This is a genomic window from Collinsella aerofaciens (assembly GCF_039752985.1).
Taxonomy (GTDB): domain Bacteria; phylum Actinomycetota; class Coriobacteriia; order Coriobacteriales; family Coriobacteriaceae; genus Collinsella; species Collinsella aerofaciens_BT.
Map to the genome: position 1 here is coordinate 12361 of NZ_JBDMHA010000012.1, position 26923 is coordinate 39283.

Annotated in this window: 20 protein-coding genes and 1 pseudogene; 14 read left to right on the forward strand and 7 right to left on the reverse strand. The window is 60.1% G+C overall.

All coding sequences use genetic code 11. The annotated features are described in order from the left end of the window. Positions 1–172 precede the first annotated feature (172 nt). The 6 genes from ABHR76_RS02735 to ABHR76_RS02760 form a co-directional block, all read right to left on the reverse strand. Positions 173–982, reverse strand: a complete 810-nt coding sequence (locus ABHR76_RS02735; protein WP_346976736.1) for a gamma-glutamyl-gamma-aminobutyrate hydrolase family protein — start codon at positions 980–982, stop codon at positions 173–175. Positions 983–1068: 86 nt separating this feature from the next. Next, complete coding sequence (locus tag ABHR76_RS02740) at positions 1069–1833, reverse strand: amino acid ABC transporter ATP-binding protein (RefSeq protein WP_035137613.1); 765 nt, start codon at positions 1831–1833, stop codon at positions 1069–1071. A gap of 36 nt (positions 1834–1869) precedes the next feature. Beyond that, the gene (locus tag ABHR76_RS02745) at positions 1870–2703 is read right to left on the reverse strand and encodes an amino acid ABC transporter permease (RefSeq protein WP_346976737.1); all 834 of its coding nucleotides are present in this window, start codon (positions 2701–2703) and stop codon (positions 1870–1872) included. After that, entirely contained in the window at positions 2700–3359 is a 660-nt protein-coding gene (locus tag ABHR76_RS02750) for an amino acid ABC transporter permease (RefSeq protein WP_006234894.1), read from the reverse strand. The genes ABHR76_RS02745 and ABHR76_RS02750 overlap by 4 nt, the downstream gene beginning before the upstream one ends. Positions 3360–3497: 138 nt before the next feature. Then, complete coding sequence (locus ABHR76_RS02755; protein ID WP_346976738.1) at positions 3498–4493, reverse strand: glutamate ABC transporter substrate-binding protein; 996 nt, start codon at positions 4491–4493, stop codon at positions 3498–3500. Positions 4494–4870: 377 nt separating this feature from the next. Beyond that, positions 4871–6652, reverse strand: coding sequence for a 1-deoxy-D-xylulose-5-phosphate synthase (locus tag ABHR76_RS02760; protein WP_238022580.1), 1782 nt, complete (start codon positions 6650–6652; stop codon positions 4871–4873). Positions 6653–6880: 228 nt separating this feature from the next. Here ABHR76_RS02760 and ABHR76_RS02765 point away from each other — a divergent pair, with 228 nt between their 5' ends. From ABHR76_RS02765 to ABHR76_RS02825, 13 genes and pseudogenes are all read left to right on the forward strand, one after another. Beyond that, entirely contained in the window at positions 6881–7438 is a 558-nt protein-coding gene (locus ABHR76_RS02765; protein ID WP_238022579.1) for an HD domain-containing protein, read from the forward strand. 3 nt (positions 7439–7441) lie between these two features. Beyond that, on the forward strand, positions 7442–8461 hold the full coding sequence (locus tag ABHR76_RS02770; protein WP_238022578.1) for a putative ABC transporter permease: 1020 nt from the start codon (positions 7442–7444) through the stop codon (positions 8459–8461). 198 nt (positions 8462–8659) lie between these two features. Then, entirely contained in the window at positions 8660–9937 is a 1278-nt protein-coding gene (locus ABHR76_RS02775) for an ammonium transporter (RefSeq protein ID WP_346976739.1), read from the forward strand. 190 nt (positions 9938–10127) lie between these two features. Further along, complete coding sequence (locus tag ABHR76_RS02780) at positions 10128–10466, forward strand: P-II family nitrogen regulator (RefSeq protein ID WP_346976740.1); 339 nt, start codon at positions 10128–10130, stop codon at positions 10464–10466. A 74-nt stretch (positions 10467–10540) separates the two neighbouring features. Next, entirely contained in the window at positions 10541–11203 is a 663-nt protein-coding gene (locus tag ABHR76_RS02785; RefSeq protein WP_035137606.1) for a TetR/AcrR family transcriptional regulator, read from the forward strand. Positions 11204–11304: 101 nt separating this feature from the next. Beyond that, on the forward strand, positions 11305–12567 hold the full coding sequence (locus ABHR76_RS02790) for an MFS transporter (protein ID WP_306667643.1): 1263 nt from the start codon (positions 11305–11307) through the stop codon (positions 12565–12567). A gap of 115 nt (positions 12568–12682) precedes the next feature. Further along, positions 12683–13540: an HAD-IIB family hydrolase gene (locus ABHR76_RS02795; protein WP_346976741.1), complete on the forward strand. Its 858-nt coding sequence runs from the start codon at positions 12683–12685 to the stop codon at positions 13538–13540. A 156-nt stretch (positions 13541–13696) separates the two neighbouring features. Next, positions 13697–13822 carry a hypothetical protein gene (locus ABHR76_RS02800; protein WP_022094649.1) on the forward strand — a complete coding sequence of 42 codons (126 nt, stop codon included), beginning with the start codon at positions 13697–13699 and terminating at the stop codon, positions 13820–13822. A 274-nt stretch (positions 13823–14096) separates the two neighbouring features. Next, entirely contained in the window at positions 14097–14807 is a 711-nt protein-coding gene (locus ABHR76_RS02805) for a TetR/AcrR family transcriptional regulator (RefSeq protein WP_346976742.1), read from the forward strand. A gap of 12 nt (positions 14808–14819) precedes the next feature. Continuing rightward, complete coding sequence (locus ABHR76_RS02810) at positions 14820–19601, forward strand: acyl-CoA dehydratase activase-related protein (RefSeq protein WP_346976743.1); 4782 nt, start codon at positions 14820–14822, stop codon at positions 19599–19601. 416 nt (positions 19602–20017) lie between these two features. Continuing rightward, a complete protein-coding gene (locus ABHR76_RS02815) occupies positions 20018–20977 on the forward strand; it encodes a 3-hydroxyacyl-CoA dehydrogenase (protein WP_346976744.1) in 960 nt (319 codons plus the stop codon). Between the two features lie 96 nt (positions 20978–21073). After that, positions 21074–21535: pseudogene (locus tag ABHR76_RS02820) on the forward strand (aryl-sulfate sulfotransferase); the annotation flags it as partial. 190 nt (positions 21536–21725) lie between these two features. Next, the gene (locus tag ABHR76_RS02825; RefSeq protein WP_346976745.1) at positions 21726–22175 is read left to right on the forward strand and encodes a hypothetical protein; all 450 of its coding nucleotides are present in this window, start codon (positions 21726–21728) and stop codon (positions 22173–22175) included. A 127-nt stretch (positions 22176–22302) separates the two neighbouring features. Here ABHR76_RS02825 and ABHR76_RS02830 read toward each other — a convergent pair whose 3' ends face one another. Then, complete coding sequence (locus ABHR76_RS02830) at positions 22303–23442, reverse strand: DUF389 domain-containing protein (protein ID WP_346976746.1); 1140 nt, start codon at positions 23440–23442, stop codon at positions 22303–22305. 307 nt (positions 23443–23749) lie between these two features. Here ABHR76_RS02830 and ABHR76_RS02835 point away from each other — a divergent pair. Then, positions 23750–26923, forward strand: a 3174-nt coding sequence (locus tag ABHR76_RS02835) for a CAP domain-containing protein (RefSeq protein ID WP_346976747.1), incomplete at its 3' end; no start/stop codon positions are given.

Here is a 26923-nt window from a genome sequence, read left to right on the forward strand (position 1 = left end):
CTATTAGCGGCTAAAATCGCCCGGCGCTAACATCGACCGATTACGGTCGAGATTTTTTTGATTGTTTGTGAGGGATAATCATACCGAGCATACCAAATACAAGGGTGGGCGGGCACCGTGGCTGGTGTCCGCCCACCTGGCATAGGAGGCTTTAAACTGAGTGGTTTGCGGGCTAGCGGGCCTGCTTAACCTTTGTCGCTGCCTCGACAAACGACTTCCACAGGTTAAAGTCGGTCTCGAGCGTCTTCCACGTGTACTCGGGATGCCATTGCACGCCCAGGCAGAATGGCTGGCCTTCGACTTCGATGCACTCGGGAACGCCGTCGGTTGCCTTGGCGACCAAGCGCGTGCTTTTACCCAGACGATCGACGCAGCAGTGGTGCGCCGAGTTGGTCTGGATCAGCCTGTGCCCGCCAAGCGCGCGCTCCAACAGCGAACTCGGCACGACCTCGACGGGATGCACGGGGTCGTTGAGCACGTGGGTATGGCGCCACTGCGTGCGACCCTCGCGCGCACCCAGGCTCGGCACGTCCATGCACAGGGTGCCGCCGGTGGCGACGTTGAGCAGCTGCGTGCCGCGGCAGGTGGTAAAGAGTGGCTTTTTGGCGCGGAGCACCTCGTTAACCAGCTTAAACTCAAAACGGTCGCGAATCTCGCAGCACAGTGTGGGGTCGTAGGGGCGCTCGTCGCCCCAGCGCTTGGGGTTGACGTCCGGGCCGCCGGGAATAGCGATGCCGTCGGCGATATCGACGTAATGACGGATAACCTCAATGTCCTCGGTGATGGACATCTGCAGCGGCAGGCCGCCGGCGGCAAGAATGGCGTCGACAAAGACACTTGCGATTTCCTCGTTGGGGGAGAGTGTCTCGCTCAAATAGGGCTTCGCTTCTTCCCAGCGTGGTGCTACCAGGATAAGCGGGCGGTCGGCGGGATCGACGTCGACGTGCGGGGTGTAGGACGATGAGGTGCGGGTTCCGATCATGGGTGCGGCTTTCGAATCCGGGTGGACATGGTGCAGGGGTGGCGTGGGGCAAACGTTACTGATGAATTTGCCCGCTGGCAATTGGGTTAGTGGCCCTTGATGGAGTTGAGGAAGTCCTGGGCGCGCTTGGTCTGGGGGTGGTCGAAGAACTCGTCGGGCGTGCCGGTTTCCACGATTTGGCCGTCGGCCATAAACACGACACGGTCGGCCACGCGGCGGGCAAAGTTCATCTCGTGCGTGATGACGATCATCGTCATGCCCTGCTGGGCCAGACGGACCATGACCTCGAGCACCTCGTTGATCATTTCGGGATCGAGGGCACTTGTGGGCTCGTCAAAGAGCATGGCCTTGGGTTGCATGGCAAGCGAGCGGGCGATGGCTACGCGCTGCTGCTGGCCACCCGAGAGCTGTGCGGGCACCTTATCGGCCTGCTCGGCAACGCCTACGCGGCTCAGCAGATCCATGGCGCGCTCACGGGCCTCATCCTTGGAGACACCCAGCACATCGACCGGTCCCAGCATGACGTTCTGCAGCACCGTCATATGTGCAAACAGGTTGAACTGTTGGAACACCATGCCCAGTTCGGCGCGCATGCGGGCAAGGTCCTTGCCTTCTTGCGGCAGGGGCTCGCCTTCGATGAGGATCTCGCCCGAGTCGATGGTTTCCAGGCGGTTGATGGTGCGGCACATGGTCGACTTGCCCGAGCCCGAGGGGCCAATTACAACGACGACCTCGCCGCGGTCGACCGAGAGATTGATGTCGTTGAGGACGTGCAGGTCGCCATAGTGCTTATCGACGTGTTTGAGCTCGATCAGCGGCTGATTGCCGGTGGAAGAGGTGCTCTGTGCCATGGTGCTCGGCTCCTTATGACTCGAAATGGTAAAGCGTTAGCGGATGATGGTCGCGCCGGTCTTGTGCGAAACGTAGACGGCGGCCTTGTTAATCGCGACGTTGATGAGGATATAGATGACCGCGATTACCAGGTAGACCGACACGAGGGCGTCGTAGTTGGTAATGAGCACGCGGGCATTTTGCATGAGGTCGGGGTAGCTCACCACATAGGCGACGGTGGTGTCCTTGACCACGACTACAAGTTGTGAGATTAACGACGGAATGATAAACCGAATAGCCTGCGGCAACACGATTTTAAAGGTGATTTTAGCCTTGGAGAGACCGAGCGCCTGGGCCGCCTCGACCTGCCCGCGCGGTACGGCGTTGACGCCGGCTCGGAAAATCTCGGCCAGCACGCCGGCTGCGGCGAGCGCGACGGGGAGCGTGAGCATCCAAAACGACGGCAGCGCGATCTTGTACTGGGGCAGCACCAAAAAGAAGAAGTAAATGAACAGCAGGCTCGGCACGCCGCGGAAGAAGTCGGTGAGCACACGGCAGGCCAGCTGCAGCGGCTTAATGTCGCTGGTGCGGCCGAGCATAAGGGCTAAGCCCAGCACCAGCGCGATGGCGCCAGCGGTGAGTGCGACTTTAACGGTGCCCTCAAAGCCGGCAAGCAGGAACTTCCAGGTGGTGAGGTGTGTAAAGAAATACCAATAGTGGACCGAAAGCTGGCCGGTCACATAAAAGCGCTGCAACACGAGGACGACGAGCGCGGCGACGGCAACAAGCGAGATGGCGGTGCCGATGCGAATCTTGGTGAGCATCTTGGGGCCTGGAGCCTCGTAGAGCGCATCGCGCATGGTAAGTGCAGGGGAGGAGTGCTTGCTCATCGGAGGATCCTCACCTTCTTATCGATGTAGTTGCCAATGTGGCTCACCACAAAGGCCGTGCCCAGGTAGCCAAGCGCCGAGATAAAGAACGCGGCGACGCCGCCGAGCGAGCGGGTATTGATGTAGCTCACCACGCCGGTGAGCTCCTGCGGTTTAAGTGGCACCTGACTGCCGAGCGCGGTAGTGAGCATGACGGCGATAAAGAGGTTCGTCATGGGCAGCACGCTCGAGCGCAGCGCCTGCGGAATCACGATTTTGGCGAGGATGCGGTTAAAGCTCATGCCCAGCGAGCGGGCGGCTTCCACCTGGCCGACGCCGACGGTGTTGATGCCGCTCATAAAGTTTTCGGAGCCAAAGGCCGAGCCCAAAAGGACCGTGGCGACGATAACGCAGGTGCGGTAGGGCAGGACGACCTTGAGCGGCGGCAGCGCATAGACGACGATGATGAGCAGCGCGATGCCGGGGATGTTACGGAAGACCTGGACATACAGGTCGCCAAAGACGCGCAGCGGCTTGAGCGGCGACACGCGCATCACGGTGACGGCGACAGCCAGGACCATGGCGATGGCAAACGACTCAAGCGTCATGCCCCAGGTCGCTAGCAGCGCGTCGATATAGTTCTGGCCATAGAGCGACCAGAGCTCGGAGAGACTCATGCGGACCTCCCGCCGATAAGGAAAGGGGCTCCCGTGTGTACGGAAGCCCCGACAACTCAGTGAGAAAACAGTTTACCGCAATAAAGCGCATCATGCGTTTCCATATGGTTTCGTTGCGGCCGTTACCAGGCTTGCTGCCTAGGCGCCGATCTCGGGCAGCTCGGGAACATTGGTGTCGCCCGTACGGTCGCCGATGCAGATCTGCCACAGCTCGGTCCAGGTGCCATCGTCTTCGATCTTCTTAAGGAAGTCGTTGACAAAGGCGACACCGTCGGAATCGAGCGGCAGACCGATGCCATAGGGCTCCTTGCTGCCGAAGGGCTTGCCGGCAATCTTGTACTTGCCGGGCTCGCGGACCAGGGCGCTCTGCTGCATGTTGTTATCGATGACGTAGGCGTCAACGCGACCCTGCTGGAGTGCCTGGCGGGCCTCCTCGTCGGTCTTGAACTCCTGCTGGCTGGCCTTGGGAGCGAACTCCTCCAGGATGGCGGGGCCGTTGGAGCCGGACTGGACGGCGACGTTCTTGTCGGCCAGGTCGTCGACGCTCTTGATGTCGTCGTTATCGGCGAGCACCAGAATGGCCTGTTGCGTGTAGTAGTAGGGGCCGGCGAAGGAGACGAGCTTCTTGCGCTCGTCAGTGATGGTGTAGGTGGCAAAGACGGCATCGACTTGGCCGTTCTGCAGGACGGACTCGCGCGTGTCCGAGGTCACCTGGGTGATCTCGACCTTGTTCTCGCCCAGGATGTAGTTGGACAGAAGCTGCGCGATGCCGGCATCGAAGCCGCGGGTCTGACCGTCCTTCTCGTTGAGGAGGGAGAAGAGCGTGGAGGTCTGAACGCCACCGATCTTAAAGACGCCGGCGTCCTTGACGGCCGTGGCCCAGGTGCTGGCGGCGATGGCGTCGTCATCGGCCTTGGGGCCGTTGTCGACGAGCTTGTCGAATGCCTTAGCGTCGAGCGTGGTGGAAGCCTCGGTATCCTTGGAGCTCTTGGAAGAGCCGGCGGCGGAACCCTTGTCGGCCTCGGCGCTGGTGTCGGAGCAGCCGGCAAGACCAAGGCCGGCGACGGTTGCGAAAGTGGCGGCAACGAAGCCGCGACGGTCGAGAACGACCTGCTGGGAGAGGTTCTTGCTCATGGTAGAACACCTTTCTCAATAAAATCCCTAGCGGTTGAGTAGAGTTATACCCTATCGCGCTCAAATGGGTCAACACGAAATAACTCAGAAACATACTTACCTTATGGGTTATTGTGTCTACCAAAAAGGGACAGGCACCTTTGTGGTGGTTCTGGCCGATGCAGTGGTATGCCTTACTGTTTTATCTCGATCTGTAACATCTGGAGGGCCAAAAGGTCTCTATCTGTTACAGATTGAGACAAAGGTCTGGGACTAAGACGTCTTATCTAGATCTGTAACAGTTAGACGGGAATTCGGGCTCTAGATGTTACAGATTGAGATAATTGAGCTGTGAAAACAAAAACCTCCGCAGGGGCGCTTCCCTTGCGGAGGTTTTCTTACTCGTTGAGTAGCCTTACGGCTTCGGCGGCCATGTTTTCGACCGTCATGCCGTTCTGTGCGAGCAGTTCGTTGGGGTCGTAGCGGTCGGGGAAGCCCTTGGCGATGCCGAAGGTGCGCGTGCGCAACTGCGTGCATGCCAGATAACATGCCACGCGCTCGCCCCAGCCGCCGTCCAAGATGCCGTCCTCGAGGGTGACGACAACGCGATGCTCGGCGGCAAGGCTGTCGAAGAACTCGCGGTCGAGCTCGGTTGCAAAGCGCGGGTTGACGAGCGTGGCCTCGATGCCGTACTCGGCAGCCAAGCGGTTTGCCACGCGCTCGCCCAGCTCAAAGAAATCGCCAAGCGCGAGCACGGCAACGTCGCGGCCCTGACGCACCACGTTGTAGCGAACGGTGCTGTAGTCGGTTTCCTCGGCGGGCGCCAGATCGGGGCGGCTTACCAGGCCAATGCCCGGTACGCGGATTGCCGCGGGATGCTCGCGGTGGTCGAGCGACCAGCTCAGCATGGACAGGTATTCCTCCATGCAGGCCGGCGCTAGGTAGCGCATGTTGGGAAGAGCGCCCAGCATGGAAATATCAAAGAACGAAAGGTGCGTCTCGGATGTGGTGCCAAAGATCGACGCGCCAAACACCAAGATGGTTGCGGGGGCATCGTTGAGGCACAGGTCGTGCCAGAGCTCGTCGTAGGCGCGCTGCAAAAACGTGCCGTACACACCAAAGACTGGCTTGGCGCCCGAGCGCGCAAGCGCGGTGGCAAAAGTTACGGCGTGCTCCTCGGCAATGCCCACGTCGACAAACTGCTTACCTGCCGCAGCGCGAAGCTCGGGTGTAAAGCCCATGATGTAGGGCGTGGCGGCCGTGATGCCCACAACCTGCGGATCGCGCTCGATGGCAGCGCTGAGCGCCTCGCCCGTGATGTCGGCATAGGTGCGCGGCGCAGGCTCGCTTGGATGGCCCGGGCAGAGCTTGCGGCCGGTCGCCATGTCAAAGGGGCCTACGTGATGCCAACGCTCGGGATCGTTTTGGGCCGGCTCAAAGCCCTTGCCTTTGGCGGTCGAGACGTGGAGCACGATGGGGTGATCGATATTGCGCAGCTCCTGCAGCGTGTCGACGAGGGCCAACACATCGTTACCGGCGTCCAGATAGCGGTAGTCGAGTCCCATCGCGCGGAAAACGTTGCGCTCACAGGTGCCGTTGCTGGCGCGCAGCTCGGCCAAATTGCGATACAGGCCACCGTGGTTTTCGGCGATGGACTGGTCGTTATCGTTGACGATGATGATCAGGTTGCTATCGAGTTCGGCGGCATTGTTGAAGCCCTCAAACGCCAAGCCGCCCGAAAGCGAGCCGTCGCCAATGATGGTGATGACGTTGTAGCTGTCGCCCGCCAGATCGCGGGCGTGTGCCAAGCCGCAGCCCAGGCTCACCGATGTGGAGGTGTGGCCCATGGCGAACAGGTCATGCTCGGACTCGTCGGGATTGGCAAAGCCAGAGGCCTCGCCAAAGCGCTTCGGATCGATATAAGTGTATGCGCGCCCAGTCAACGCCTTGTGGGCGTAGGTCTGGTGCGAAACGTCAAAGACAATTTTGTCGGTGGGGGAGTTAAACACGCGATGAAGCGCAACCGTAAGCTCAACGACGCCCAAGTTGGGGGCAACGTGCCCGCCGACGGCGGCGGAGCTTTCGAGGATTGCCTGACGGATCTCGCCGCAGAGCAGCGGAAGCTCGGCGCGGTCGAGAGCCTTGACGTCCTCGGGCGTTGTCGTTTGCGTAAGCAGCATCGTTGTGGGTTACTCCATGCGAATCGTGCGCCGGCACTCCCTTGGCCGGCACAATTGCACAAGACAGTCTCGCACATTTTGGCGTTTGATATGTGACGGCGGCGCGGTAATTCGCCAACTGGTGGGGCAAAACGTTTTGTCCGATGCCATACTGATTTGTTCCATGATGTTTTTATCGATTGTGCACAGGCCGTGGCTTGTCGCCGTGAGTCGCTGGAAGGAGGCAGCATGTCCGATGTCGTTCGTGCCGAGAAAATCGCGTGCGAAGTAGACCATGCTGCCCGTCAACTGGCACAGGCGGGCCGTCTGAATCTTACGCGCGAGTTTATCCAACATGGCGACGTGACGGTGTATGCGCATGTGATCTCGGTGGCGCGGGCGAGCCTGTCCTTTGCCGAGCGCCTGGGACGCGTCGGTATCTCCGTCGACCGTGCCTCGCTGCTGCGCGGAGCCTTGCTGCACGACTACTTTCTCTACGATTGGCATGATCCCGATCCGAGCCATCGGCTGCACGGCTTTCGCCACCCGTTTTTTGCCCTGACGCGTGCCGAGGAAGATTTTGAGCTGACGCCGCGCGAGCGGAATATCATCGCGCGGCATATGTTTCCGCTGGTACCGGTGCCGCCGACGTGTCGTGAGGCTTGGATTGTATGCCTGGCGGATAAATGGTGCGCGCTGCATGAGACGGTCGCCGGCCGTCTGCGGCGCAAAGGCGGCGCGAACGATTTGAACGAGGGCTCGAGTGACGGCTCGAGTAAAGAATCAAGCGAAAAGAGGAGAGGGTAGACGGTGGGAACCGCGGTTGATATGGCATTTGGCGGCGCGACGCTTGCCGCCTGCCCGCTTTCGGCACTGGTGCTCTCGTTTGCCTTTTACGGGTTTTGTGGCTGGGCGTGGGAGTCGACGGTCTGCGCCATGCTCAATCACGGACGCTTCGCCAACAGTGGATTTTTGCTGGGGCCGTGTTGCCCTATCTATGGTGTGGGCGGTATAGCCTGCTGGCTTTTGCTGCGCGGGATTCCGGATGCCCCGAGCCAGTTTGTCGCCGCGGCGCTTGTATGCAGCGTAATCGAGTACAGCGTGGGCCTTTTGTTGGAAAAGACAACAGGCGCACGCTTTTGGGATTACTCGCACCTGCCGTTTAACCTGCACGGACGCATCTGTCTGTACTGGGCCTGCGCGTTTGGCTTGGGTGCGCTGTGTATTTGCCGTTTAGTGGAGCCGGCATTGCTGGGGCTGCTTGGCCATCTGCCGGTGCTGATTGTGCGGCTGTCCGCCTTTATCGTCGCGGTCGCGATGATGGTCGACGCGGTGTGCTCTTTGGCCAGTTGGCGCCGCCTGTCCGATCAGCTGGAGCGTGTACGTGCCGACCTTGCCGACCGCATCAATGAGTCGCTTGCCGATGCGTCTGACTCAATGCTCGAGCGCATTCCCGAATCGACGATTGACTCGGTGACACAGACGCACATCCGTAGCCGCGCCGTTAACGCGTGGCTGGCCGAGCTGGGTGACGCCGCGCTCGATGCCCTGCGCGAGAAGGCTTCGATGCCGACGTTTATCGCGGATGGTGCTCGCGGCCTGGCACTCGCTGCCCGCCGCGTGGCCGATGCCGCGCCGAGCATGCCGCGTCCATCGCTCAGCCGTCGCCTTGCCGGCAAGCGCATGAACCGTCCGGTGCCGAGCGTGTCACTCAGCCGCCGCGACCTACGCTTCTTTAACGCCTTCCCGCGTCTGCGCATCAATCACTACGAAGGTGTCATTCGAGCAACTAATCTCCGCGACCGAGCTCGCGAGCTGTTCCGGCGCTAGTCGGGACGGACGCGCTCACGGCTCCCTTGCTCGCGTATTTCCCGTTCGTTTCGCGCCCGTTGCCGCGCCGTTTCCAAGATTGCGGCACCGTTTCCATTCGACAACGCAGCGTTTAACAACGCCGTATCTGGTCTACACCAGTTACTCCTCGGCCGCATGATGGGCGCCGACAACGTCCATGCGACCAAGGGGGAGCGAATGTACGATACGGGATCGACAACGTTTATGCTCATCTGCACCATGCTCGTGTTTTTAATGACACCGGGCCTGGCGTTTTTCTATGGCGGCCTGTCCAGGCGCAAAAATGTCATCAACACCATGCTTATGTGCTTTGGCGCCATTGGCCTGGTTGGTGTGCTGTGGATTGTCGCCGGCTGGTCGCTGGCCTACGGCGGTGACGGCTCCAGCCCGTTTATTGGAGGCCTTGACCAGCTGCTGTGCCTGCCGGTGCTCAATCAGGTGCTGCAGGCGGCCGAGGGTACCGCGTCGGACGGCGCCGTCTACCCGGAGATTATCAACATCGCCTTCCAGATGGCGTTTGCCATGATCACGGCCGCTATCGTCACGGGCAGCCTGGCCGGCCGCGTTAAGTTTGGTGCCATGGCGGCTTTCCTGGGCATTTGGCTGCTTGTGGTCTATGCGCCGCTCGCCCACATGGTCTGGGGCGGCGAGGGCTCCTTTATCGGCGACATCATCGGCGCGCTCGACTTTGCAGGCGGCGACGTGGTACACATTTCGTCCGGTCTTACGGGCCTGATTCTCTGCCTGATGCTCGGCCGTCGTCGTGGCTTTGGTATGGTGAGCTATCGTCCGCATAATGTGCCGTTTGTGGCACTGGGCGCCGGCCTGCTTTGGTTTGGCTGGTTTGGCTTTAACGGCGGCAGCGAGTTTAAGGCCGATGCCGTGGCCGCGCTTGCCATCCTCAACACTGTGACGGCCAGCGCGGCGGGTATGGTCTCGTGGCTTGCCGTCGAGCGCGTGCACACCGGTCGCCCCACGCTGGTGGGTGCCAGCACCGGTCTGGTTGCGGGCCTTGTGGTGGTCACGCCCGGTGCGGGCTTTGTCGAGTCGTGGGCGGCGCTGGTCATGGGCCTGATCGTCTCACCTGTCTGCTACCTGGCCATCAGCCATCTCAAGACCAAGTTTGGCTACGACGATGCGCTCGACGCGTTCGGTTGCCACGGCGTCGGCGGCATCCTGGGCGGCGTACTCACAGGTCTGTTCTGTGTGCCGGAGCTTTCGTGGACCGGTAAGGGCGGTCTGTTCTACACGGGCGACGTGTCGCTGCTCATCTCGCAGATCTTGGGCATTGTGGTGACGGTCGCTATTGTGCTGGTGCTCGACTTGGTGATCGCCGCGGTGGTCAAGGCACTGTTCCACAGCAGCCTACGTGTGGACGAGGCCGACGAGGCGCTGGGCTTGGATGCGAGTCAGCACGGCGAGAGCGCGTATCCCTCGTTCTCCGGACTCGATTAGCAGCTTCCCCAAGCTCCGCACCTTGCCGTTCAATCGTCGCGCGGCTTCCCCAGGCACCCGACCTTGCCCCTCAAACCGTCGCTTGCGTACCGAAGTACGCGGCGCTCCTCTTTCGGGGCAATCTCGGGCACCTGGAAAACCCGCGTCATTGAATGACAATTCATTTCTTTATTAAAGAGAGGAATTCACTATGAAGAAGATTACGGCGATCGTTCGTGCCGAGAAGCTTGAGGTTCTCAAAGACGCGCTGTTTGCTGCTGATGTTCGTGGTATGACCATCAACCAGGTGCAGGGCTGCGGTGCGCAGCATGGCTGGAAGGAATACGTGCGCGGCAACGAGTTGCTTGTCAACACGATCCCTAAGGTGCAGTTCACGCTCATTTGCGCCGATGAGCATGTCGACAGCATTGTCGACATCATCTGTAACGCCGCACGCACCGGAGCCGTCGGCGATGGCAAGATCTGGGTCGAGCCGGTCGAGGAAGTCATCCGCATCCGTACCGGCGAACACGGCCCCGCCGCGGTGTAGAATCGACCGTCTACCATCCGCAACGTTAAAATGCTGCAATGAGGCACAAGACTTGCGTTGTGGATGGACGGATTATGGGTCGTAATAAATATCCCGAGGAGACTGTCGCGAAGATTCTCGACGCGGCGCTGGAGCTATTCTGCGTACAGGGTTATGAGGGGACGAGCATCCAAGACATCGTCGACCGCCTCGATGGCATGACCAAGGGTGCTGTCTATCATCACTTTAAGAGCAAAGAGGAGATTTTCAACGCCGCATTTGATCGGGCAACGGCTCCGATTGCTGAACACCGTCGCGCGACACTCGGTGCTGGCAATATGACGGGAGCTCAAAAGCTCAAACGACTTTATGCGCCCGAGTCCGTCGTTCCGCAAATCGAGCTATGGGCTCGCATGCATCCTGCGGCAGATCCGGTAAAAAGCTCGCGGCTGCTGGCGATGCAGTACCAAGGTTCGTTTGACGAGTCGGCCGATGGCAATCTCTTGCCAGTAATCGAGGAGGGCATCGCCGACGGCTCCATTGCGTGCGAATGCCCGCGCGAAGCAGCGGAGGCCGTATCGTTGTTAGCGAATCTTTGGCTGCTGCCATTGTTTCGTCCGCTCGAGCCCAAGGAGCGAATGCTCGCTCGCGCACAATGTTTGGCACAGATGGCGGCAGCGGTGGGGCTCGATTTGGGTAATGAAGTGCTCCAGACAACGGCCCAGATTTGGGACGTATGGAACCGTGCCGGGTGGTAATATAGATACCAACGGTATGTAATTGATTTGTGAGGGTAGCCACGGCTGCCCTTTTCAAGTCATTAAATACATACTGACAGTATGTATTTGGGGGCAGGCTTATGGCTGGGATGCGAAGAATTAGCGTTTCATTGGCGCCAAAAACAGTGCGATCTATCAGGCTATTTGGTCTTCTTGTTGCACAACTGTGTGCGTATTCGATGCTGTCGGCACTGTGCTTTGCGTGTCCGCTCTACTTGTTCGATTGCAGCGGCTCCTCAACGTTATATGGCGCCGTCGCGGCGATAGCGTTCATACCGGGCGTGCTCGCGACTCCGGTTGGCGGGATTTTGGCGGATCGGGGAAGACATCGCGGGGTTCTTGTGGTACTCGGCATTGTTCTGATGGCTGCATCACTGCTGTTTATCCCCATGAAGCGTTCGCTGCCTCTTGCGGTTGTCGTGGCAGCAATGCTTTGCGTCCAATATGGCATCCAATCGCTGCTGAAACCGATGCTTCAAATTGAGGCGGTGCGCATGACGGGCCAAGAAAAGGTTGAGCGTGCCACTGCGTTGGTCTCGCAGATAATCATGATGAGCAATATCTTGGGGCCTGTAGTCGGGACGGCAGTCTATGGGTGCTTTGGTATCGATACTCTATGCGAAACCGCGGCGTTGACGTTTACGATTTCAGCCCTGCTGTTCGGGGGCGCACTCAAGCAAAATGCCTCATCTGAAACGATGGGAGACGGCGCGACTCGTACGACACGCCGAAACGATTTTCGGGAGTTGATTCGGTACCTGTCTCAAAACTCATCATTGCTCGTTGTGTTTTTGATTGCGGCTATTTTGAACCTTGCGTTAGTTGGGTTAACGATTGGTGCTCCCGTTATTGTTGCAAAGCATCTCGGAATGCAGTCATCCTTCGTTGGGATTATTGAGGTGGCTATGGGCTTAGGTGGTCTTGTCGGCAGTGGTTTGGTCGGTATTTGGCCGCATCGTTTTTCCTTCAAGGGCATATGTCGATATGTTGCGATGATCTGTTTTGGAGTCGTGCCGATTATTGTCACGCTACTGAGCGGTTCTGATGAATTAGCGTTTGCCGCGCTTGCGGCCGGCTCGGCATGGGTCATGGCGTGGGCAAGCATTACATCGGTCGAAATCGTTTCATTTGTTCAGCGGTCAGCGCCAAAGGAATACTGCGGAAAAGTGCTGGCACTCGTTTATATGACGCTTTCCTGTGCAACGCCTATTGGCCAATTGGTTTACGGGCTCGCATATGATCGATGGACACCGGCGATTGTATTCGCAGGCATGTTGGCGGTGCTGACGTTGACGACGGCGCTGTTTTATCGGCTGAAAAGTCGCTTGTGGCGATTGTCTTAGCGCGCTGGGGCACCGTGAATTTGTGGAGGCGGTGGTACGCCGCGCCGGGACGGCATTGTTTAGGCATGCCTCTCCTTCGTCTACAATATCGTGCAGACGAAGGAGAGGCATGCCCATGATCAAGATGTTTGCGAGTGACTTAGACGGAACGCTGCTGAACGCCCTGCATGAGGCGGATGGGACCATCCGCCGTGCCATTCGCGAGCTGACCGAAGCTGGCCTGCATGTGGTTCCCGCGACCGGACGCTCGACGCTGCCGATCGACGAGCATGGCTTTACGGGCCTGGCGCTTGACGCCTGCTGCTCCAATGGATCCATCGTGCGCGACAGTCATGGCGAGGTGCTCAAAACCTGGACCATTGACCCGCAGATCACCGAGGAACTGCTCAAGGAGTTTCCGGACATTTGCTTTGATTGCTCCACGCCCGATGGCATGTTCTCGAGCGGCTCGTTCGAGATGCATCAGGCGGGCTTTAAAAAGGACAGCCCTATCAAGCGTATCGTGATGCGTGGCATGCGTGCACGTGGCGGGTATCACGAGGAGCAATATTTCGACCAGTCGATCGGTGACATCCTGCGCCACGATGTGTGCAAGATCAACTGCCGCGTGACCTCGCCCGAGCTGGAGCGTGACCTTAAAGCATATTTGGCCGAGCGATCGGATCGCGTGGTCAACGCGCCGTTCGATCCGGTGATGTTCGAGATCACGGACGTGACGTGCAACAAGGGCGAGAGTGTGGCTTGGCTGGCGGGCTACTACGGTATTGCCGAGGATGAGGTCGCGGTCTACGGCGACGGCGGCAACGACATCGCCATGCTCAAGCGTTTCCGTCACAGCTATGCCACCAAGAATGGCAGTGACGCGGCCAAGGCCGCCGCGAGCGCGACTATCGGCAGCTGCATGGTCCACGCCGTCCCCAAACACATGCTTGCCACCATGCACAAGCAGAATTCCTGCACCGTAATCGAATAATGTGACAAAGGGACAGCCCCTTTGTCACAGGTGACGCTGGTCTCTTGAAATACGAACAAACATTCGCATATCTAACTGCGCTTTGATAGAATTGATGCTGTTGGCGGCAGTTCCATGTGCCGGGCAGCGCCCTCCATCCGATGGGAGGTGATGCCCATGACCGATTTGATTGATTTCGTGAGACTTCTGACCGCTTTGGTCTCGTTCTTCACGGCGCTTGTCGGCCTTTCCGAGGCACTCAAGCAGCGTTCGAAGCGCAACAGAAGGGGTCGCCGCCGCTAAGGCGTTGACCCCCTAATGCAAACAACGGCGCTGCCCAGCTTTCCAGAACTTGGGCTGCCGTCGACACTATTCTACCCACGAATGACATTTTGGACAATCGGCAATGCCACTCCAAAAGCCGGGCACAACTGGCACAACCTAGGCGGTCGCTGAATGTGACAAAGGGACTGCCCTTCGTCACATCCTAAATATTGCCTTTACGTGTTGATGCACACGGTGTGCAATAATACTCGCACTGTGCAATAGTGCACAGGTTGAGTAACAAGGAGGACGCTTGTCCCAGCTCGAGAAATGCGATCGCCGGTCCCTTCGCTCGCAGCGCGCCCTTCGCCAGGCGCTTGCCAGCGAGCTTGCCGAAAGCGGCGACCTTTCGCGCATTAACGTCGCGTCGCTCACCGAGCGTGCCGGCCTTACGCGCCGCACGTTTTATTCGCACTACCGCGATATCCCCGACTTTATCAATCAAATCGAGGACGGCTTGCTGGCCGAGATCCGTGAGCGCATTGAGCTCATCACTGCAGCTCAGCTGCCTGATCTCTATCACAATATCGATGAGCTCGAGCCGGCGCCCGGTTCGGTTGAGCTGCTGCGTTATCTTGCGGCCAACCGCGACTTAATCGGTGCGCTGTTGGGTCCGGGCGGCGACCAGGCCTTCATTAAAAGGATCATCGACACCGCTCGTGAGGCTGTGGTGCCGCGTGCGCAGACGGGCATTTTGGGCCTGGCGCTGGGCACGTTCTTTGACTACTACGTCACCTACGTCGTGAGTGCCGAGGTCGGCATGATTCAGCGCTGGTTTGAGCGTGGGCTCACCGAATCGCCCGAGGCCATGGCGCGCATTATGACGGTGCTCGCTTTTGTGCGCCCTGGTGACCTGTATGGCCAACCCATCGATATCAACGTGCCGGAATACGGCATGAAGCTATTGAACTTGCAGCTCGAGGATGCGGCTGACACCGCCGCAACCGTCGGGTCCAACAACTAAGAGGAGAGACAGATGAGCAAACTCGTCGAGGGCATCAAGGACCGCATGGTCGCTGCTGCACGCGAGGCCGCGCCCGCCGTGGTGGACGCCGCGCAGAAGGCCGCGACCGCGGCCGCCGAGAAAGTTGCCGAGGCAGTTGCCGATGCCAAGAACGCGGCAGGGGAGACGTCCGTCGCTAGCGAGCCCGCCACCGCCGCTGAGCCCGTAGCCGCCGCCCACGCCCCCGAAGGCGCAATCTTCAACCCCGACAACGCCCACGGCAACCTGCACCTGGGCATCGACGTGGGCTCCACCACCGTTAAGCTCGCCGTGCTCAACGACGACAACCAGATCGTCTACGCCAAGTACCAGCGCCACCACACCGACGTCCGCGTCTGCGCCCGCGACCTGTTCGAGGGCGCTGCGACCGTGCTGCCGACGGCCCAAATGACCTGCGCCATTACCGGCTCGGGCGGCCTGCTGCTGTCCCAGTGGCTCGACCTGGAGTTCGTCCAGGAGGTCATCGCCAGTAAGCGCGCCGTCGAGACCCTCATCCCGGCCACCGATGTCGCCATCGAGCTGGGCGGCGAGGACGCCAAGATCATCTACTTCGACAACGGCATCGAGCAGCGCATGAACGGCACCTGCGCCGGCGGTACGGGCGCGTTCATCGATCAGATGGCCACCCTGCTGCACACCGACGCGAGCGGCCTCAACGAGCTCGCGGCCAACGCCACCACCATCTATCCCATCGCCAGCCGCTGCGGCGTCTTTGCCAAGACTGACGTCCAGCCGCTGCTCAACGAGGGCGCCCGCCCCGAGGACGTGGCGGCCTCCATCTTCCAAGCCGTCGTGACCCAGACCATTTCGGGCCTGGCGTGCGGCCGTCCCATTCGCGGCAACGTCGCCTTCCTGGGCGGCCCGCTGCAGTACCTCTCCGAGCTGCGCCACCGCTTCTACCTCACGCTCAACCTGGACGAGGAGCACCGCATTGTGCCCCAAAACGCTCACCTGTTTGTGGCGAGCGGCGCCGCCATGGCGCACGAGTCCAATAAGCTCAGCACGTTCCCGCAGCTCATCGAGGCCATCGATGCCCTGGGTGACACGCAGGGTGCCGAGGTCGAGCGCCTGGATCCGCTCTTTGCCACCGACGAGGACTTTGCCGAGTTCAAGACCCGCCACGACCAGGAAGTCGTCCCCAAGGGCAAGCTCGATGGCTACACCGGCCGCGTGTTCATCGGCATCGACGCCGGCTCCACCACCATGAAGGCCGCGCTCGTGGGCGAGGACGGCCAGCTGCTGCATACCTGGTATGGCAACAACAACGGCGACATCCTGGGCACGGCCAAGGTCATCATGGCCGATTTCTACAACCACATCCCCGCGGGCTGCACCATTGGTCACGTGACTACCACGGGCTACGGCGAGGCGCTGCTCATCGAGGCTCTCAAGGCCGACTCCGGCGAGATCGAGACCGTCGCGCACCTGCGCGGCGCCAAGGCGTTCCTGCCCGGCGTCGAGTTCATCCTGGACATTGGCGGCCAGGACATGAAGTGCCTGCGCGTCAAGGACGGCGTCATCGAGCACATCATGCTCAACGAGGCCTGCTCGTCGGGCTGCGGCAGCTTTATCGAGAGCTTCGCCGTGTCTATGAACATGGACGTGCGCGCGTTCGCCGATGCCGCCATCCATGCCAAGGCCCCGGTCGACCTGGGTAGTCGCTGTACGGTCTTTATGAACTCGCGCGTCAAGCAGGCGCAAAAGGAAGGCGCCACGGTGGGCGACATCGCGGCCGGCCTGTCCTATTCCGTCATCAAGAATGCCCTGTTCAAGGTCATTAAGCTGCGCGATCCCAAGGAGATCGGCAGTCAGGTGATCGTCCAGGGCGGCACCTTTATGTCCGATGCCACGCTGCGCGCATTTGAGCAGCTCACCGGCGTTCATGCCGTGCGTCCCGACATCGCCGGCTGCATGGGCGCCTACGGTGCGGCCCTGCTCGCCCGCGATCGCGCCGGCGCCGACGGCACCTCGACCATCCTTTCGGCCGAGGACATCGCGCACCTCACCGTGACGCAAAAGCATGTCCGCTGCGGCCGTTGCTCCAACAACTGCCAGCTCACCGTTAACGACTTTGGCGGCGGCAGGCGCTTCATTACCGGCAACCGCTGCGAGAAGGGCGCTGGCCACAAAAAGCAGAAGACCGAGGCCCCCAACCTCTTCAAAAAGAAAAACGAGTTGCTGTTTAACCGCGAGGTCCTGAGTCCCGACGAGGCCCCGCGCGGCACCGTGGGTATCCCGCGCGCACTTAACATGTACGAGAACTATCCCTTCTGGCACGCGTTCTTTACGCGCCTGGGCTTTAGCGTGCAGCTCTCCGACCAGTCGAGCAAGAAGACCTACCAGGCGGGCATCGAGTCCATGCCGTCCGAGAGCGTGTGCTACCCGGCAAAGATGAGCCACGGCCATGTGATGAACCTTATCGACCGCGATGTCGACTTCATTTGGATGCCGTGCGTGCGCTGGGAGCGCAAGGAGGATCCGACCGCCGGCAACTGCTATAACTGCCCCATCGTCATGAGCTATCCCACGGCGCTGGCGCTCAACATCGACGAGATCCGCGAGCAAAACATCGAGTTCCTGTACCCGTTTGTGCCCTATCACGATAAGACCGAGCTCAAGCGCCGCCTGTACCAGGTGCTCGCCGTCGACCGCGTGGCCGATGCTGAAGCCGGTCGCGGCCGCGTGCGCGGTCCTAAAATCACGCGCTCCGAGGTCGATGCCGCTGTCAACGCTGCTTTTGAGGCCGATGCGCGCTTCCACGAGGATATCCAGACCATGGGCGAGGAGGCCCTTAAGTGGGTCGAGGACCACGGCGGCCACGGCATCGTACTCGCCGGCCGTCCCTACCATAACGACCCCGAAATCAACCATGCCCTGCCCGAGCTTATCTCGAGCTTTGGCTTTGCGGTCTTTACCGAGGATTCGCTCGCGCATCTGGTGAAGCCCGAGCGTCCGATTCGCGTCGTCGACCAGTGGATGTACCACAGCCGCCTGTACGCCGTCGCCCGCTTTGTGACGATGCGCAACGACCTGGACCTGATCCAGCTCAACTCCTTCGGCTGCGGTCTCGATGCCCTGACTACCGACCAGGTGCAGGAGATCCTGGAGGCCAGCGGCAAGATCTACACCGTGCTCAAGATCGACGAGGTATCCAACCTGGGTGCCGCGCGCATCCGCATCCGCTCGCTCATGGCGGCGCTCAAGGACCAGGAGGCCGAGCGCTTGGCCGAGGCCACGGCCGCGGGCGAGGCCTACGAGCAGGGCGATGCCGCGCCGGTGGCGCCCTCCAAGGATGCCCCCGCGTTCGCGAGCCGCAAGTACACGTTCGAGGCGCAGCGCGAGAGTGCTTCGACCGCATGGCCCAAGGTGCCCTTTACCGAGCAGATGCGCGAGGAGGGCTACACCATCCTGTGCCCGCAGATGGCGCCGATCCACTTTGACCTGGTCAAAGAGGTGTTCCGCGGTGCTGGCTATAACTTGGAACTGCTGCCCTCGACTGACCACGATGCCGTCGAGGCCGGCCTGCGCTACGTGAACAACGATATTTGCTATCCGTCGATCCTGGTGACGGGCCAGATCATGGAGGCCATCGAGAGCGGTCGGTACGACCTGTCCAAGACGGCCGTGGTCATCAGCCAGACCGGCGGCGGCTGCCGTGCCACCAACTACATCGCGCTCATCCGCAAGGCCCTGCGCGAGAGCGGCCACCCCGAGATTCCGGTGATCTCGCTTTCGGCCGTGGCGCTCGGCGAGGACAACCCCGGCTTTAAGATTACGCCGGCGCTGCTTAAGCAGGCAGTCTATGCGGTGCTCTTTGGCGACGTGATGATGCAGATGCTCTACCGCTGCCGCCCGTACGAGGCAACGCCCGGTGCCGCCAACGCGCTCTACGAGGAGTACATGGCGCGCGCCCGCAAGCTGGCGCCTAAGTTCAATCGCCACAACTACACCAAGCTGTGCCGCGAGGCCATCCGCGCGTTCGACACCATGCCGCTTGTGGGCGAGGGCACCAAGCCACGCGTGGGCGTAGTCGGCGAGATCCTGGTCAAGTTCCACCCTACGGCCAACAACCACGTGGTCGATGTCATTGAGCGCGAGGGCTGCGAGGCTGTGGTGCCGGGACTGCTTGACTTCTTCCTGTACTCCATGAGCAACGCCGAGCTGCAGAAGGACGAGCTGGGGAGCTCTGCCACGGCGCGCGCTGGCATGCAGGCGCTCATTAAGCTCGTGGACTGGATGCGCACGCCGGTGGAGGAGATGCTCGAAAAGTCCCGCCGCTTCGAGGCGCCCGAGCGCATTGGCACCATGGCGGACAAGGCTCGTACGGTGCTTTCGGTGTGCAACAACATGGGCGAGGGCTGGTTGCTCACGGCCGAGATGCTCGACCTGATCGACCATGGCGCACCCAACATCATCTGCACGCAGCCCTTCGCGTGCCTGCCTAACCACGTGGTGGGCAAGGCCGTGATCAAGGAGCTACGCCGCCAGCATCCCGAGAGCAACATCGTTGCGGTGGACTACGACCCCGGTGCATCCGAGGTCAACCAGCTCAACCGCATTAAGCTCATGATTAGCGTGGCCAAGGAAAACATGCGCGCCGGCAAGGGCTTTAAGCTTGAGAAGGTGGCGCCGCTCGCGATGGACGAGGTCACCGGCCAGATGCGTGCCCACGATGGCTGCGTGAGTTGCGGCTCGGTCGACGAGAGTGCCGTGGCGTCGGTCGCTGAGCGCCTGGGACGCGGCATTAAGAAGTAGTTGGCCTGCTTTGGGCTAGATTTGAGGCAAACGGGTGGCAGCCGTACCGGCTACCACCCGTTTTTGTTGGACATATGTTGCGCATATGATCTTGCTGTAGCCTTCCGCGGGCTCGTATTTCTGAAGTGCGGTGAAAAAACGCGAACCTCCCGAGCACACTGCCTTTTTAGGCGCTCGGGACCTGCGGTTTTGTTGCTAAAAAAGTCCGTCTGGTCAGCGGAACTCGATTTTTCGCCGCACTTCCGAAAAAGCGGTCCGGCAGCGTTAAAAGGGGCCTCCAAAATCGAGAGATAATGAACAGGTGTTGCCGTTCGCTGCAAATTACCGTCCGTTTATAGAACCCACCCCCAGCGTGCAACCCTCCTTACGGTTGAATAAATACACATCTATGGAATTACGTAAGAGAGGACCGTCCCATGAGCTACAAGACCGTTTGTGTTGCCGGCGGCGGCGTGTTGGGAAGCCAGATTGCCTTTCAGGCTGCCTACTGCGGCTTTGATGTAACGATTTGGCTGCGCAGCGAGGGCAGCATCGGCCGCACCCAGCCCAAGATCGATCATGTGCGCGAGGAGTACATCGCTGCTATCGAGGGCATGGCGGACGGCACGGGCGAGTGGTGCGCCGGTATCGCCGATAGCGACCAGCCTTTCGACAAGGAGACGGCGCTCGCCGCCGTCGAGCGTGCCTACTCCACGCTCAAGCTGGAGTTAGATCTTGCCAAGGCCGTGGCCGACGCCGACCTGGTCATCGAGTCTATGGCCGAGGACACCCAGGCAAAAATCGAATTCTACAAGAAGCTCGCCCCGGTCCTCCCGCAAAAGACCGTCGTCGTAACGAACTCCTCTACGCTGCTGCCGAGCACCTTTGCCAAGTACACCGGCCGCCCCGAGAAGTACCTGTCGCTGCACTTTGCCAATTCCATCTGGAAGAACAACATGACCGAGGTCATGGCCCAGAGCCAAACCGACAAGCGCTACTTCGACGAGCTCGTCGACTTCGCTAACGACATTCGCATGCTGGCGCTTCCCGTCAACAAGGAAAAGAACGGCTACCTGCTCAACTCCATGTTGGTGCCGTGGCTGCTTTCGGGCCTTGACCTGTATGTCTCGGGTGTGAGTGACCCCAAGAGCATCGACCTCGCGTGGACGCGCGGCACCGGCGCTCCCAAGGGCCCGTTCCGCGTATTCGACACGGTGGGCATCCAGACGGCCTACAACATCGTCATGCAGTATCAGAAGGTCCCGGGCCTGGTGAGCCCGCTGCTCAAAAAGATGATGATGCCCTACAACTTTAAGGCTATGGCGTCCGTCCTCAAGAAGATGCTCGACGAGGGCAAGCTGGGTGAAAGCCCGGGTGAGGGCTTCTTTAAGTACTAACAATGATCCCTCGGGGACGGAGGAAAACGGATCATTTTTGGTCGCCAGCAGTGAGAGGATGGACCCAGAAATAGAAAGGAGTGGCAATGGGCCGGCTCGGGCTTTGAGGACAAGCTGCTGCAAGCCCAGGGCGTTTTTTCGCTCAATGCGGGCCAGCACAGCGTGACGTATCTGCCGAGTTCTGACATGGCAACGACCGGTTGCTACCAGGTGCTGCTGTACGACAACAACTTTGGTGCGGCCGAAAGCTATCCCAAGTTCGACTGGGGCCAGCTGGGCGCCGCGGTGGTGACCGACTACAGCCGCGGCACGCATTCGTTTGGGTGCATCTTTACAGTGGATGAGACGGCGCGCACCTACGAGCTCGAAGACCAGAACGCCGTGCCGTTTTCGGGCTATGTGAGCAGTGCGCAGCGCGTTGGTGATTCAAATAGCATGCTCGTGACATCGGGCCAAGCCAAGATCTTTACCGAGTACGATCGGTACGGTCTGGCCATCGCCACCTACGAGATGGAAGCCGAGAAGTACATCTACCGCGTGTACAAGTACGAGCTGTAGCGCTGCGCTTGGGTTTGACCAATGGAGTATGAAAACACGCCGTTCGCCGATGCCCCTTCCGCGAGTGGCGGCCATATGGTTTGATGTCAGAAACATATAGTTGTCGCCTGCCTGCTGGCGACGTTCCCCCTGATATCGGAGGTCCCAGGTATGTTTCGTGCTCCGTTAAACAACTATCGGTTGGGCTAACATGGGTCGCCGTGCTATTTCGATAACCCTTGCAGTGGTCTGCCTGGCTGTGCTCCTGGGCGCTACAGGGCTGTTTGCTATAAGTCGAGAAACGTCCTATATGCAGGAATGCGCTTCCGAAGGGTTTGCCATTGATGGTTTCTATCGGGATGACAAAACGAGTCGGGAAACCCTGGCTTTTCTTGAGGAGGACAACTGTCGATGGCAGCTGGTCGACCAAGACGGAATCTGCACAGACGGACAGTTTAAGCGTACGGATGACGCCAACATCCTGATATTAAAGAAGGAAAACGGCGAAGAATTCGGTACGGTTCACGTGGCGTATATGTCACGCCGACGCGAGCAGGGCCAGCTCTATCTATTTAGAGATGGCAAGGTGACCCGATTTTATCTTGTGAGCACCGATCCGGCGTTTACGGTGGAGTCTGGCGATGTCGATGCGGACGTCTGATTCACGGCAATAAAACAGCGAGCGGGGCGCGGACGTGAACTACGTCCCGCTTTTTGCTCGTGTCTGCGTCGCGTCTGAGCCTCGTCGCGACTTGCGCCTGTGCGCGGGAGCCATCCCATGCTCCGCATCACTTCACATCGAACTCCACGCGATCGAGTTCAGGCACATTGAGGTCGATGAGCTTGCGGGCGACGTGGCGGTCGTGCGTCCCGAGCGCCTCGCTCGTTGTCACATGGGCGACGATTTCGCGCTCTACAATGCCTCCCTCGTCCCCTTCGGTGGCCGAGGTCTCGACGGCGACGGTGTAATCCTTAAAGCCTGGCAGCACCGCCGCAAGCTCGCGCGTGGTTTCGGTGACGCCGTAGCCGTCCTGCACGCCGGCCTGCGCCGAGCCAATAGACCCCGCTGTCATAACGATGCAGGGGATGGCAAAGACTACCGTGCCCACAATGATGCGGCGGCGCACCTTGCGTGACAGCTCGTCGACCTCGGCATCTTCTTCGGCGGTCACAATGCCGTCGCCGTTGAGGTCGCGCTTGAGCGGCACGCGCAAAAGAAGCAGCACGGCTTCGGCAGCCAGCGCGATAAAGACAACGTTGATGCCAAACTCGTAGAGGGCCGAGAGAAACAGCGACCCGCTTGCGATGGCGATGCCATAGCCCGCCGCGCACAGGGGCGGCATGAGCGCGGTCGCTACGGCCACGCCGGCGATGAGCGTGGCAGGTTCCTGGTCGCGCGAGTTGCCCAGGCCACCCGCAAAGCCGCCCGCGAGGGCGACGGCAAGGTCCCACACGGTGGGCGTCGAGTTGTCGATGATGGCGGCCGTGGTGGTGCCAAGGGGCGAGAGCTTAAAGTACAACGTGGACGTGACCAGGCAAAAGGCCATCTGTAGAGCCAAGCTCGCGACGGCCTCAAGGGTAATCTCGCGGTCGAGCGTGGCGATGCCGTATGCCATGGCAAGGACCGAGCCCATAAGCGGGCAGATGAGCATGGCACCTACAATGGCGATGTCCGAGTCGATATCGAGACCGATGCTCGCGATGAGCATGGCGATGATGAGGATGCATAGGTGAGAGCCGGTCAGGCGTGCCCCGTTTACAAAGCGCTTGCGAATCACGTGGTAGGGCGCGCGACCCTCGCGAATGTTGAATGCGCGCTTTAAAAAGCGACCAGCCTGTTCGGCAGCCTCACTATGGGCAGGGCGGATGCCATGGCGCCGGTGATGGCGTTCACGCAGTCGCTTGAGCTGTTGTCTATCGAGTTCCATGTTCACCTCGTTCCAGCGCGGTCCGTGCAACGCGCCCGTTGTCCTAACTCTACACCGTGGCGGGCGGGGTGTCTGTTGGATGCGGAATCCGATAGGGCGGATGACGCGGGAGCAAATGCAAATCACAGGCTCAATTCCATCACGCGAAAATATGATGCACCAGCTCCTTCAAATGTGACGAAATTGTGAAGCACGGGAGCATGAATTTCAAAAAATACGCTGGTCGCCAATGTTGCGCAACAGAATTCAAAAATCGACAGCTACCGTTTGATACGTATGGATACATCCGTGTCAAAGGGAGAAAGCCATGGCAAACTATAGTCCACAGCACTTTGAGCCTCGGGCCAAGGCCGTCAACGTCAAGGGCGTTGCCAACCGCGCCGTCGCAACCGTTTTGACGGCGGGCCTCATCGCTCAGCCGCTCATGTCGCCGCTGGCGGCAATCGCCGCACCGTCAACCGGTAACGGCGATTCTGCTCAGGGGGGGGGTAGTTCTGTAGAGAATACCGTTGCCGCCGGTAACCAAGCGGTCGTAAAGACGGCTGCCCAGCTGGCCGAGGAGTCGGCAAAGCAGCTCAAGGACGCTCAGGCCGCCTACGATGCCGCCCAGAAGAACGCCGATGCGGCGGGCCAGTCTCAAAAGCAGGCGCAGCAGCAAAAGAATCAGGCCTCGCAGGCTGTGAGCGACAACGAAATCGAGCAGAACGCAGCAGAAGTCGCCGCGCTCCAGGAGAAGATTGACGAGCTCAAAGCCGCCGTCGAAAAGACCGAGCAGCAGCAGAAGAAGCTGGGCGACCTGAACGATCAGCTCGATCAGGCCAACAAGAGCGTCGAGGATAAGACCCAGGCGCTCAAGGACGCCAAGGCAAAGCAGGATGAGGCCAAGAAGGCCCTCGACGATGCCCAGGCCAAGCTCGAGGCCATGGGTATGGACGAGTACGAGGCCGCCAAGAAGGCCGTCGAGGACGCGCAGGCAAAGCTCGATGACGCCAATAAGGCCGTTACTACTGCACAGGCCAATCTGGACCAGGCCAAGGCTGCCGAGGCCAGCGCCCAGCAGGAAAAGCAGAATACCGAGGCAGCTTTGACGACTGCCCAGGCCAAGAAGCAGGAGACTGCCGCTGCTCTCGCAGCCGCAACCACCGCGCGCGATAACGCCCAGCAGAAGTTCAACCAGGCGCAGGCCGCGCTCGATGCTGCCGTCTCGGGTACGGGTGTTGACCTGAGTGCGCTTGAGGCCGCCAAGAACGCTGCTGCTGGTGAGCTCAAGACCGCGCAGACGGAGCTCAATGCCGCGACGGATGCCGACGCCACCGCACAGACAAATCTGCAGGCCGCCCAGGCTGCCGTCGTTGCCGCGCAGGAGAAGGCCAACGCCGCCAACGCTGCTGTGGCATCTGCCCAGTCTGCATACGATGCGGCAAACAAGGAGTACAAGGACGCGGCCAGTAAGCGTGACGCCGCGAAGACGGCATACGAGCAGGCCCAGCAGACCGAGGCCGACAAGAAGGCGGAGTACGACCGACTCGTCGAGGCTTGCCAGCAGAAGCGTAGCGAGTGGGAGACGGCATGTGCTGAATCCACTACCGCCGAAAACGCTTACGATGCCGCGAACGCCGAGGTCGAGAAGCTTAACCAGCAGATTGCCGACCTTAAGTCGAACATGACCGTGGATCAAAATGTCATCAGTCAAGGCATGCTCGGCTTCATGAACTATATCATCAGCGGTAGCCAGTTCACAGCCACGCAGAAGCAGCATGCCCAAGACGCCGTATCGATGCTGACCGGTGCCGATGCCAAGGACAAGGCCGAATGGTATGACGATTACGTCGATCAGGACATGTCTCGCGACACCAATCCGCTCTCCTTAGAGCAGATGCGTAACGCCCTGACCTACCTCGATACCCAGAACAACCTCCGCAAGGCAAACGGTCAGTCTGAGCTCAGCGTCAGCCTCCGCATGACTGCGGCAGCCGCGCTCAATGCATCATATTCATCGAACATCTGGGGACACTCGAACTGCTATTTCGATAAAGGTGAGAACCTTGCAGGTGGCGGAGGAGCATATACCGGAGGCGAGACCGAGGATACGCTTGGCTGGCCATATACCGGTCTCTACACCCAGGAGAAAGAGGCATTCGATAAGTACGTCGCGCAGTATGGCGACAAACTCGGTAGCCATCGATATGATGCCTATTATATCTACCAGAACTACAACAGCATCTACCATGAGTGCGGTCACTATCTCAACATCATCGATGCCGGTGCGACGGCTATCGGCATCGCGACCGGTAGCGGTAAGAACACCGATTCCGAGGTAACCATTTTCGACTATAGCGGGAGCACGGGGCATAAGGATTTCACTGTCTCCGAGTTCAAGAAGCTCGTCAACGACTACATCGATTCCGCCTACAACGCAGGCGGCACGCAGGAGCAGAAGGAGCAGTTGAAGCAGCTACAGAATAAGCTGGCGGAGGCGCAGAAGAACTTCGGTACTACCAAGGAAGCTTACTTTGCAGCGGTAAATAAGCAGGATGCGGCACATGACGCCTATACCGCGGCCAACACGAACGTGAACACCGCCAAGGGCGAGTACGAGAAGGCTAAGTCCGGCACCGCCGCCGCGAAGACGGCATATGACGCCGCCGAAGCCAAACTCAAGGGCATCGACGTCAAGACGCCCCAGACCAAGCTCGATGCCGCCAAGAGCAAGGCCGCTACTGCCCAGGCAGCTCTCGATAAGGCAAACGCCACGCTTGCTGACAGTAAGACGAAGGCAGCCGATGCTGCTGCTCACAAGGCGAAGGCTCGCAGCGCCCGCGACGCCGCCAAGGTAAAGTCCGATCAAGCCAACGAGGCGTATGACAACGCCACGGCTTCGGTCAAGGATCTTACCGCCAAATGCGATGCCGCCAATAGAGATCTTAAGAACAAGCAGGGCTCGCTTGACGAGGCAAAGAAGGCCGACGATGCCGCCCAGGCTGGTGTAGACAAGGCCCAGGCCGCAGATGTCCAGGCCGCGACTGCTCTTTCGGACGCCAAGCAGGCGGTTGCCGCCAAGGCGCAGGCTGTGTCCGACGCGCAGACCAAGGCCAAGGCTGCCGAGGGCGAACTGGCCACCGCGAACAAGGCCTTCGAGCTCTTCGCTGGAGCCCAGAAAGCGGTCGACGACGCCAAGGCCGCCTATGACGCTGCCGTCGCCGGTGTCGCCGATGCCCAGAAGCAGCTCGAGGCCGCCAACGAAGCCGTCGTCGATGCGAACTTCGAGATCGTCAAGGCCAAGGCTGAGCTTGCCAGCGATGAGGCACTCAAGGCCGATCTTGAGGCTGTCGACCACAAGGCATCCCTTGCCGCGGGCACGACGGGCAACGAGAAGCTGGTCAAGCTGAACGCTGCCTACGCTCGCTATAAGGCTGCTGTCGATGCTGCCGCTGGTCTCAAGGCTGCCCTGAGCGATGCCGATGCCAAGCTGTCCGACGCC